This window comes from Agrobacterium sp. a22-2 (genome assembly GCF_012276985.1).
GTDB lineage: Bacteria > Pseudomonadota > Alphaproteobacteria > Rhizobiales > Rhizobiaceae > Allorhizobium.
This window is the reverse complement of the sequence record NZ_JAAXMM010000007.1, coordinates 275,964-286,700: the sequence shown is the minus strand read 5'-3', so window position 1 is coordinate 286,700 and position 10,737 is coordinate 275,964. Positions and strand designations below refer to the sequence as shown.

Here is a 10,737-nt window from a genome sequence, read left to right as displayed (position 1 = left end):
GGTCAGGAATGGAATGGGCAACCTTTGCCCTTGGGGTCGATGAGGCCGAGCCGGCCGCGTTCGAAGCGGCGCAGCGTCTCGACCGCATTGCGGTCCTCGAAGCGAAGACTTCCGCTGTCGACGAAGCGGGAGCAGACGCTGGTATGGCTTTCGGCAAGGTACTTATAGGCGGCGATGAAACCGGAATGGGCGACGGCGAGTTCATCCGGTAGCGCTTCGAAGATCGGGCGAAGATCTCGCCAGACCTCGACAAGGACGGCGTGTTCCCAGGACATGAGGCCGCTGAAGTCGTCCGACTCCACGTTCGGCTGGGTCATGGAGACGCGGACCGTCGTCTCATAGACGTCTTTCGGAAAACTGGCGGCAAGTTCCATGGAAGCCGCCGAGGAGACGAGCAGTGTCGAGGCGGTGTTGAGTTCCTCCTCGGCGGAGGTTACGAGGCCGCGCTCCAGCGCCAGCCGGAATCGGCGAAGCGCAACGATGAGGCCCTGAACGTTCAAGAAGAAAGCCCAGTGAAACTCCCGCCAGAGCGCATAAGGAGAGGGAGGACTGATGGCCATCATCGAAGTGGCTCCAGTCCGAAGGTCCGGGCAAGCAGATGTGCGTGGCTTTCAAATCCTTCCATCTGACGGCGCACGTGGACCGCAGGGAGCTCTTTGCTGCGGGCGAAGAGCTGCGTGACGGCGTGCACCGTCTGGACGAGGCTGCGCACCATGGCGACGGCAGGTTCGTCCACGGACTGGCGGTTGACGCGGAAATAGCGGTCGTAGTCCGTCGCCTGAAAGGGCGTGATCGGCAGCCCCGTCGTGTCGATTTCCAGCCTTTCGGTCGTCGCCTTGCCGAGATCGGCCAGCAACGCGCCCAGCTGTCCGACGTTTGCCGGATGATCGAGCGCGAGCGCGTCGAGGAGACCGGAAAGGACGCCATGCATGCGCCGTTTTTCGATCTCACTGAGCGGCGTTTCGGCAGGCAACTTGCCAGGAAGCGGAAGGTCGAGCCAAGTCTCCTCGGTCGGCTCTTCCATCTGCCCGGAGGCTTTCACCTCCGTCAGCGTGACCTTGTTGTGGACCGGTGTGTCGTCGAAACGGTTCTCCTCGTTCGAGCCTTCCGGGCTGAGAGCGCGTTGATGCTGGCTCAAGGGCGCATCTCCTTACAGGTTGGCCGACGAGTCGCCATCCATCTGGCGGCGGAGCGATAGTGGACGCATGTCGGTCCAGACTGCGGCGATGTGATCGAGGCAGGCTTGCTTCGATCCCTCGAAGCCGCCATCGCGCCAGCCATAGGGGATGGCCTTGTAGGTCGGCCAAATTGAGTATCGCTCCTCATCGCTGATGACGACACGGTGCGGGAAGTCGGTGGCTTGATCCTGGTTGCTCATGGCGTTGTTCCATCGATGAGGGGGAGAAGGCCGAAACCTGCCAGCGATTGCAGGCCGTTCAGGAAGGCATCGTGGATGGCCGTGATGTCGCCATCCGAATGGGCCGTGGAAAGGAAGCCGCCCTTGTCACCGCCGCGCAGGTGAATTCCGGCGGTCAGAAGTTCGAGCGACAGCAGCCCGAGCGCAAGCGGCGGGATGCGACTGCGATTGACCGCGACCGCAAAGAAGGAGCCGAATTGCGTGAAAACGACGGGGAGCCGTGCTGCCGCGAGCGATCCATTGAGCCGCTCGACAAGAGCGCAGGTGCGCGCGTTGAGACTGTCCTGCAGCGCCTGGCCCTGCTCCAGCATGTAAGTTGCCGCGGCGCGCGCGGCCGCAAGCGCCAGCGGATGGCGGCAATAGGTCCCGGCAAAGAAGGTCGGCTGGACGGGCGGAACGGAATCGTCACCAAAGGACCATGGGCCGCCGTCTATATGATTCATCAGCTGATTGCTGCCAGCGATCACCGCCAATGGCAGTCCGCCGCCGGCAATCTTGCCGTAGGTGGCGAGATCCGCCTCTACGCCGAAATATGCCTGTGCACCGCCTGGCGCCACACGGAAGCCGCTGATCATCTCGTCGAAAATGAGGACAGTGCCAGCTCGCTGCGTGAGGTCGCGCAGCGCATGCAGAAAGGCACGGGGCTGGACATCGATATTGCGGCTCTGCACGGGCTCGACCAGTACGGCGGCAAACGTTTCACCGTCGCGCTCGAGGATTTCCAGCGCGCGTGGATCGTCATAGGGGAGCAACACGACATCTTCCGCTGTCGCGGGAGAAATGCCGGTAAAGGCGGGAACGGTCCTGGGGTCGTCGGGACCGGCAATGCGGTTCAGGACCTGATCCGAATGACCGTGATACGAGCCGATGAACATCGCGACCTTGCGCCGTCCGGTCGCCGCGCGCGCGAGCCGGAGCGCGGTCATCACCGCTTCGGTGCCCGTATTGGTGAAGGTCACGCGATCCTTACCCGTCAGCCTGCAGAACAGCGCGGCGGTCTCGCCCGCAAGATCAGATTGCGGCCCGAGCGCAAAGCCCTTGGCAAGTTGCGCTTCCAGCGCCGCGCGGATGAAGGGCGGATTGTGGCCGAAGAGGTTGATGCCCATACCCATCAGGACATCGACATAGCGATTGCCGTCGAGATCATGGAGGACTGCACCTTCCGCACGTTCCACGACGATCGGGTAGAGCGCCTCCTTGGCCATCAACGAGAAGGGGACGCCTATCGCCGACTTGTCGGAGAGCACGCGTCGGTTCTCAACGCTTGCCAGCTTGGACTTTTCCGTCTTGCGGTTGAAGGCGGCGATGATGGCCGCCGCCGCGGAGGCTGGCGTCGGGCTGCCTGCGAACGCGTTCATCGGGATGCCTCCAGCATACGGGCCTCGGCCTTTACTCCGGCGATGGACGATTTCCGGCAGAAAAAATAGGCGGCATGGCGGTCATCGATCGGCCCGCCCTGCGTGCTGCGCAGCTCAGCCGAAAAACCGCTTTCGTGGAGCGCCAGCGAGACGGCGTCGAGGTCGTGGCCCCAGATACGGTTGACAACGGAGTGGTGCTCCCAATGCGGTCGCAGGCGGCGGAAGCGGGAGAGAAGCGCCAGACGGACGCGGCGCAGGCGCCGTGGCCGCGTCAATCCGCCGGCCAGTCGATCGAGAACAGAGATGGGATGTATATCGGGACGGCGGTAGATATCCACGGTGAAGGCGCCGCGCCCTGCAGCGGAGTCGTAGTGCGGCGTAATCAGCCAAGCAAAGTCGGCATTGATCTCGCCTTCCGTCGGACGGCCATGCCAATAGCGCGACATCTGGGCCGGATGGTTTATGTCGAAGACGAAGACGCCGCCCGGTTTCAGTGCGCGGCTGACACTCGAAAAGACAGCGATCAGGTCATCAAGGCCTTGCATGTGATTGAGCGACGCGCTGGTGCAGAGCACGGCGTCAAAAGGTTTGTCGAAGGTGAAATCGCAGGCGTCGCCCTCAGTGAAGGTCGCTGACGAGGCGTTTTCGCGTGCGTGGCGCAGCATGTCGACGGAGCCGTCGAGACCGGTCACCTCAAAGCCGCGTTCAGCGAGCGCGGCCGCGAGCTGACCGGTGCCGCAGCATAGATCCAGGATGGCGCCACCGGCCGGGACATGGGGAAGCACCACGCGCTCGATCGGTCCAATCTTGTGCGCGCCGTAGCGGGGGCCGAGCGTCTGGTTGTAGAGCCACGCCCAGTGATCATATTTGCTGGCTTGTTCAAGCATATCTCTGCTCATCTTTCTTAGAAGGTTCGAGCGCACCCGCACGAATGAAAGCGCGCAGATAGGAGCGGAAGAGGGGAAGGTCGAGCGGCGGCTCGGCGACCGATGCCGCCGCGAGGGTGCGACACGTCTCGCTGCGTTCAATGGGGCGGACCTTGGCCTGTGGCGACTCGGTCGGCCCCTGTTCGAAAAGCCCCATCAAGGCGTAAAGCGGATGATCCGGCTCCTCCTGGGCGATGCGATCGAGTTCGGCACGCCAGGCGGACCGAGGAATGCGTTGCAGTTGGAGCCCTTCGGCCGCCGCCGCTTCGAAAAGCAGCGCGGAGGAGACCGGCGCGGAATGGACGAGATGGAAAATCCGACCGGTCGAGGAGGGCTGATCAGCCAGGGCCACGACGGCACGGGCGACAGTATCGACCGGTAGCATTTCGAGCAGAGTGTCGCCCTCCGGCGCGAGGCCGGAGCGTATATAGCCCTGCATCAGCCGGCAAAGGATGTCGGCTTGGTTGAAGGCGCCAGTGCGGCTATCGCCCGAAATCGCGCCTGGGCGGTATATTGTCACGGGAAGGCCACGCTCCCGCGCGGCTTCTGCGAGATGTTCCGCGACCCATTTGGTCTGGTTGTATCCCCCCGAGGGCGGCGGGAAGTCATGAATCGTGGTGCTTTCGGCTATGCCGCCGCCGGCTCCCCGGCGCGTCAGGGCGCTGAGGGAGGAGACAATATGCAAGGGACGACCCGGGCCCGTCGCCGCCAGCCGGATCGCCTCGACCGTGCCGCACACATTGCTGGCGCGAAGCCGGTCATAGGGGTGGAGATGGTGGACTTCAGCGCCATTGTGGATGATGGCTTCGACGCTTTCGGCAAGTGCGTTATAGGCGGTATCAGGAATGCCGAATTTCGGCTTCGAGAGATCTCCCGGCACGATCTCGATGCGGTCCGCAAGGCCATCCCGCCACAGATCGTAGGACTGAAGCGCCCGGCGCAGGCGGTCTGCCCCGGCAACGCCCCGGACCAGGCAGGAGACTCGGCGCGACGTGTCTTCCAGCAATTCTCTGAGCAGATAGGTCCCGAGGAAACCGGTTGCGCCGGTCAGGAATACATGGAGTGGCGGATGGGCAGACCCAATCGGCGCTGCGGGGCGGATGCCCGGAGCGAGGGCGATATCGGCACGGCATGTCATTGCTGCAGCCACTAGGCCCGCGTTTCGGTTGCTTACTCTCGCTGCCAATGCCTCGACCGTCGGTGCCTCGAAAAGGTCGGCAATGGCGATGTCGAGGCCGAAGCTCGATTTGGCGAGTGCCGAAAGCCGGGTGGCCAGCAGCGAATGGCCGCCGATCGCGAAGAAGTCGTCCGTGGCCAAGACCTCCGGATGCCCGAGGACCTCGGCGAAGACAGCGGCAACCGCCCTTTCCGTCTCGCCTTGCGGCGGACGGCCGGCACGATGTGTCAGATCCGGAAGCGGCAGCGCCGCGATGTCGATCTTGCCATTGACGGTGAGGGGGAGCCGATCGAGCCAGAGGAAGGCGTCCGGGACGAGGTAGCGGGGCAGCCGCTCGGCGAGAAATGCCTTGATCTCAGCGGCGCTGGCAGTCGTCTTACCCTTGGCGACACCGTAGGCGATGACGCGCTTTTCTCCGTCGATCTCGCGAATGGAAACGGTCGCGGCCGCCATGGCGGGATGAGCAAGGACCACCGCCTCGATCTCGCCAGGCTCGATGCGATAGCCGCGGATTTTCACCTGATCGTCGAGACGGCCAAGGACGCGGATGCGTCCGTCGGCCAGCTGGCAGGCCCGGTCGCCGGTGCGGTAGAGCACGCCGCCCTCCGCGCAAAAGGGATCGGGTACAAAACGCTCGGCCGTCAGTGCCGGGCGACCATGGTAGCCTCGGGCAACGCCGAGCCCGCCGATATGGAGTTCACCCGGTTGACCGACCGGAACCGGCTCCAGATTGTCGTCGAGCACATAGAGTTGCTTGTTCGCGGCGGGCAGCAACGTTGCGTCCGCCGGATGGCCGTTGCCGCAGGGGACCATGCTCGCATTGACCGTAGTTTCCGTCGGGCCATAGGCGTTGATGAAGAGCCGTCCTGCCCCCCAGCGGTCGATCAACTCCGGCGTCGGCGCTTCGCCGCCGGTCAGCACCATGCGCAATGCCGGGAACTCGCCAGCCGGTAGTGCGACGAGCGCAGAGGGTGTCATCGTCACATGCGTCACTGCCTCAGCCTGCATGCGTTCGGCAAGCGTCGGACCAGGCAGAAGGTCGGCGGCGGGCAGGAGCAGCAATGACGCGCCGGCGCCGAGCGCCATCACGAGTTCCGGAATCGAGGCGTCGAATGAGAAGGAAAAGAACTGGAGGACGCAATCGCCCGGCTTTACTCGGCCGGTGCGGATCTTGTGTTCCGTCAGGTTGACGAGGCCTTTGTGCTCGATGAGCACGCCCTTCGGCCGCCCGGTCGATCCCGAGGTGTAGATAATATAGGCGAGGTGATCCGGTCGGTTGACGACATCCGGATTGTCGATTGCTGTAGGTTGCGACCAGTCGGTGTCGAGATCGACACGGATCACCGTCTCCGGTAGCGTTCTGCCACTCTCGGTCAGAACCAGCTTGGCTCCGGAATCCGAGAGCATCATGGCGAGCCGTTCGGCCGGATAGGCTGGGTCAAGCGGCAGGTAGGCGGCGCCGGCCTTCAGAACGCCGAGCCAGGCCGCCACCATGTCGAAGCCGCGGTCAAGTGCGATGGCGACGATGATTTCCGGGCCGGCGCCGAGACCGCGCAGGCGGTGGGCTATCTGGTTGGCGCGCCGGTTCAGGTCGCCATAGGTCAGGGTGCGGCGCTCGCCGTCGGCCACGTAGATAAGCGCGATTGCCTCGGGTGCCCGGGCTGCGTGGGCCTCGAAGATAGTATGGAAGAAGGCTGTCTCGTCGTAAGGCGTCGCCGTTTTGTTCCATTCGACGATCTGGCGCTCGCGCTCTCGATCGTCGAACAGGGGAAGGGCTGCTATGGCCGTCTCAGGCGCGCCGGCGATTGCCTTGACGAGCACGCCGAAATGGGCAGCGAATGCTGCGATCGTTTCGGAGTGGAAGAGGGCGGTGTCATATTCGAAACTACCGTAGATCGTGTCGCCGCCATCGATCAGATTGAGGCTGAGATCGAGTTTCGCTACCCCATCCTGGCGAGGCAGGCGGGTCAAATCGAGGCCTGGAAGTCTGATCTTTTCCGCCGGCTTAGCATCGAATTGGAACTTCAGCTGGAAGAGTGGATGCAGGCTCGGATCGCGCTTCGGCTTCAAGGCTTCGACAAGTTGCTCGAACGGCAGATCCTGGTGGTCGAGCACCGACCACAGCGTCGCCTGTATTTGGCGCAATGTTTCGCAAAAGCTCGCCGCGGGATGGAGCTGCGCGCGGACCGGCAGCGGATTGACGAACAGGCCGATCAGCCCTTCCGTCTCCCGGTGACGGCGGTTGGCGACGGGCGTGCCGATCACCAAGTCCTTTTGCCCGGTATAGCGATAGACGAATGTGCTGAAGGCGGCGAACAGGGTGGCGAAGAGCGTCGCGCCTTCCGTCTTCGCAAGTGCTTTCAGCCGGGCGGTGGTGTCGGCATCGAAGGCGATGGAATGCAAGGCCCCGGCATTGGCCTGCACAGGCGGGCGTGGGAAATCACCTGGCAGCTGCGTCGCGGGAAGCGGGGCTTTGAGATGGTCGGCCCAGAAGGCGAGCGACCGATCGAGCGCGGCGCCTGCCAGGTGGTCGCGCTGCCATGTGGCGAAGTCGCCGTACTGGATCGGAAGCGCTGGCAGATCTGGATTGACGCCCGAGATCTTCGCCGCGTAGATCGCCGAGAGATCGCTGAGCAGCACCTCCATTGCCCAACCGTCCCCGGCAATATGGTGTAGCGTCAGGAGAAGAAGGGTCCGCTCGGCGCCAAGGCGGATGGCCGTGAGGCGGAGCGGCGGCTGGGAGGCGAGATCGAACGGATGCCGCGCCTCGTCGTGCAGGATCCGATTAAGCTCCAGTTCATCCGGCGTATCGTCCAGCCGGTCGATCAGCCGCAGCGGAATGCGGCTGTCGGTGACGATGCGCTGCGACGGCAGTCCGTCCTGCGTCGCGATGCGGGTCCGCAGAATCGCATGGCGTTCTGCGACGGTTTGAAGCGATGCCTCCAATGCGGAAAGATCGATCTTGCCGCGGGCCTCGACAGCAAGCGGAATATGGTTAAGGCCGGCATCCGGCATCATCTGGTCGATGAACCACAGGCGCTGTTGGGCGAATGAAAGCGGCGGTGTGTCCGCATGCCGGGCGGTGATTGTCTCGCTGCTCGTTGCGACACTGGAAAGAACCGCCACGATCTCCGCCTTGCGGATGCGGATCGCGTCGGTGAGGTCCTGTGTTAGCTCCGTCTCTGGGCCGGAAATCCTCAAGCGGCCATCGACGTTCGCAATGCGGATGCCCTTCTCCGACAGACGTAACAGCAGCCATTCCACCGTTTCGTGCGCGGTCATCGCGATGCCTCCCATGAGGCGAGCGGCGCCTGGCAAGCACGCGACAAGCATGCGGAAATTGCCGCTTGCGGGACGCTTTCGGTCGGAGCTCTTTCGAGAACCATTGCAACCTCAGATTAGATATAAAATTCCAATTGTGGAGGCGTCGAACTGTCGCATCTATTCTTGACTACGGCATTCAACAATTATATGCAAGTGGCAATTCGATGGCGGACGCCGGTTGTTGCCGACGAGATTTGAAGCGGCCGAACACTCTTTCGCGGAAACGGAAAGGGTCCGGCCGACGACGGGCGGATCTTCCGCCGCGCTCTCCAGCAAGGGGTAGATGGCAGTGCAAGATACGTCATGGATGACAGAAGGTCCAAAAAGACAGTCAGAATTTATCTCAATACTTCATATGCTTGAGCTCCGTGCTCAGGAGATGGCGAATGATGTTGCCATGCGCTTCTTCCATGACGACGCGGTCCCTGCGGCAGAAGCAAGACCCGATTCCTGGACCTGGCGCGAGGTTCGCGATCGGGCACGGCTTGTCGGCCGCGAGATCGCCGCGACGGGTCTTGTCATCCCTGGCGCACGCATTCTCGTGGTCTATCCGCCGGGCCTCGCCTTCATCGCAGGCTTCCTGGGTTGCCTTTATGCCGGCGCCGTCCCCGTTCCCGTTCCCGCCCCAAAGCGTGCGGACGGAATCAATCGGTGGCTGCATATTGCGCGCGACGCCGGCATTTCCGGAATTCTCTGCGCCGACGAACTTGTCGACGTCCTTCAGCCGTTGCAACGCGCTGTCGGGCATGGTTTCGCGCTTGCGCCGAAAGCGGCCGATCCGGCACGGGCGGTCTTCTTCAAAGATGACGGCAGACCGTTCCAGACGCCCGAGGCCAAGCATGTCGCTTTCCTGCAATATACGTCGGGCTCGACCAGCGACCCGAAGGGCGTCATGGTCACCCACGGCAACCTCATGGCCAATCTCCGGCAGATCAGCATAGCCTTCGAATACGGCCCGACCGACCGTTCCGCCTGCTGGCTGCCGCACTATCACGACATGGGGCTGATCGATGGCATTCTGTCGCCCATCTTCAACGGTTTTCCCGTGTCGTTGATGGCGCCGGCTTCGTTCCTCCGCCGGCCGCTGCGCTTTCTCGAACTCGCAAGCCACGTGCGCGCCACCGTTATCGGCGGACCGAACTTTTCCTATGAGCATTGTATCGACAAATTCGCGCCGGACGCCGCGGCCAGGCTCGATCTTTCCGAGATCCGCATCGCTTATAACGGTGCCGAGCCGATTCGACCGAGGACGCTGGAGCGCTTTGCCACCGTCTTCGAGCCGTATGGCTTCCGCTGGAAGGCGTTTTATTGTTGCTATGGCCAGGCGGAAGCGACGTTGTTCCAGTCCGGCAACGATCCCGACGATCCGCCGCTTATCCTATCCATCAGCCGCGAGGCGCTCGTCGCCAACGGGACTGCTGTCGAAGCGGATGATGGCGATGATCACGATAGGCTTGCTCTTGCAGCCTGCGGCCGGCCGGCCGAGGGGCTCGACCTTGCGCTCGTCGATCCCGAGGCGTGTCGGCGTGTCGGCGATGGCACCGTCGGCGAGATCTGGATCCGTGGTCCGAACGTGACACCCGGCTACTGGGGTCGCGCAAGGCTGAACGCCGAGACCTTCGACCAGGTGCTGGATGGATCGCGTGGCTGGCGCCGCACCGGCGATCTGGGTTTTCGCCGAGACGGACAGCTCTACATTACCGGTCGGCTGAAGGACTTGATCATCATTCGCGGGCAGAACCATCACCCGGAAGATATCGAGCAATCCGTTTTCTCCAGCCATCCGGCGCTCGCCCAAGGCCGGGCAGGCGTCTTTCCGATCGAGGTCGATGGCGAGGAGCAGGTCGGCATCGTATGCGAGCTTACCCGCGAGGGTCTGCGCGATATCGATGGCGAAGACGCCATCCGCGCGGTGCGCGCCGCCGTCTCGCGCAATCACAATCTCCAGGCGGCCGTCATTGCGCTGCTGCGCCCGAGCAGCCTGCCGCGCACGCCGAGCGGAAAAGTCCGTCGGTTCGCCTGCCGCCAGGGGGTCGTGACAGGTGATCTGCGTATTGTCGCGCGTTGGGATGCAAAGCCGGAGAGTGCACTCGTCGCCCCTAAAGCTGCCGATCAACGGAGCTGGCGCGACGAGCTTTTGCAGGTGCCGAAAGCGCGCCGCAAGGAGGTGCTGCGCCGTCTGTTGCAGCACGAAGTGGCGCTGCTTGCCCGGATGGGCGAGGGGGACCTGCCCGATGTTTTCGTCGGCTTCTTCGACCTCGGTCTCGATTCCGTCGCGATCGTCAATATCGGCGCGACGATCGAGCGGGAACTCGGCCTGCCCATCCGGCCGACGCTGATCTTCGAGCATCCGACGATCGCGGCCCTTTCGGATCATCTCGGCGGCCTCGTCGATGGCCATCAGTTGGAGGCGGCAATCGCTGAGGACAATGTGCCCAGCCGGAATAGCGCCGCGCCGGCGGAACGTGTCGTAAGCCCCGCCATCGTCTCGGAATTTGCTGCCCTCAAGGCGCTGCTCCGGTGAGCGCCGTATCA

Annotated in this window: 7 protein-coding genes; 1 reads left to right on the top strand and 6 read right to left on the bottom strand. The window is 63.4% G+C overall.

The genetic code is table 11. From position 1 onward, the window contains the following. Positions 1-2: 2 nt before the first annotated feature. The 6 genes from HFC70_RS13445 to HFC70_RS13420 are packed head-to-tail and all read right to left on the bottom strand — an operon-like array spanning position 3 to position 8,160. Entirely contained in the window at positions 3-563 is a 561-nt protein-coding gene (locus HFC70_RS13445; RefSeq protein ID WP_210259259.1) for a siderophore biosynthesis protein, read from the bottom strand. After that, on the bottom strand, positions 560-1,138 hold the full coding sequence (locus HFC70_RS13440; protein ID WP_168473756.1) for a hypothetical protein: 579 nt from the start codon (positions 1,136-1,138) through the stop codon (positions 560-562). The genes HFC70_RS13445 and HFC70_RS13440 overlap by 4 nt, the downstream gene beginning before the upstream one ends. A gap of 12 nt (positions 1,139-1,150) precedes the next feature. After that, positions 1,151-1,378, bottom strand: a complete 228-nt coding sequence (locus tag HFC70_RS13435; RefSeq protein WP_168473755.1) for an MbtH family NRPS accessory protein — start codon at positions 1,376-1,378, stop codon at positions 1,151-1,153. Beyond that, positions 1,375-2,775, bottom strand: a complete 1,401-nt coding sequence (locus HFC70_RS13430; RefSeq protein ID WP_168473754.1) for an aspartate aminotransferase family protein — start codon at positions 2,773-2,775, stop codon at positions 1,375-1,377. Before HFC70_RS13430 ends, HFC70_RS13435 begins: the two co-directional genes overlap by 4 nt. After that, entirely contained in the window at positions 2,772-3,662 is an 891-nt protein-coding gene (locus HFC70_RS13425) for a class I SAM-dependent methyltransferase (RefSeq protein WP_246735764.1), read from the bottom strand. The genes HFC70_RS13430 and HFC70_RS13425 overlap by 4 nt, the downstream gene beginning before the upstream one ends. After that, entirely contained in the window at positions 3,655-8,160 is a 4,506-nt protein-coding gene (locus HFC70_RS13420; protein ID WP_168473753.1) for a non-ribosomal peptide synthetase, read from the bottom strand. The genes HFC70_RS13425 and HFC70_RS13420 overlap by 8 nt, the downstream gene beginning before the upstream one ends. A gap of 421 nt (positions 8,161-8,581) precedes the next feature. Between HFC70_RS13420 and HFC70_RS13415 the strand changes: the two genes are divergently transcribed. Further along, positions 8,582-10,726, top strand: a complete 2,145-nt coding sequence (locus tag HFC70_RS13415) for an AMP-binding protein (protein WP_246735763.1) — start codon at positions 8,582-8,584, stop codon at positions 10,724-10,726. Positions 10,727-10,737 lie beyond the last annotated feature (11 nt).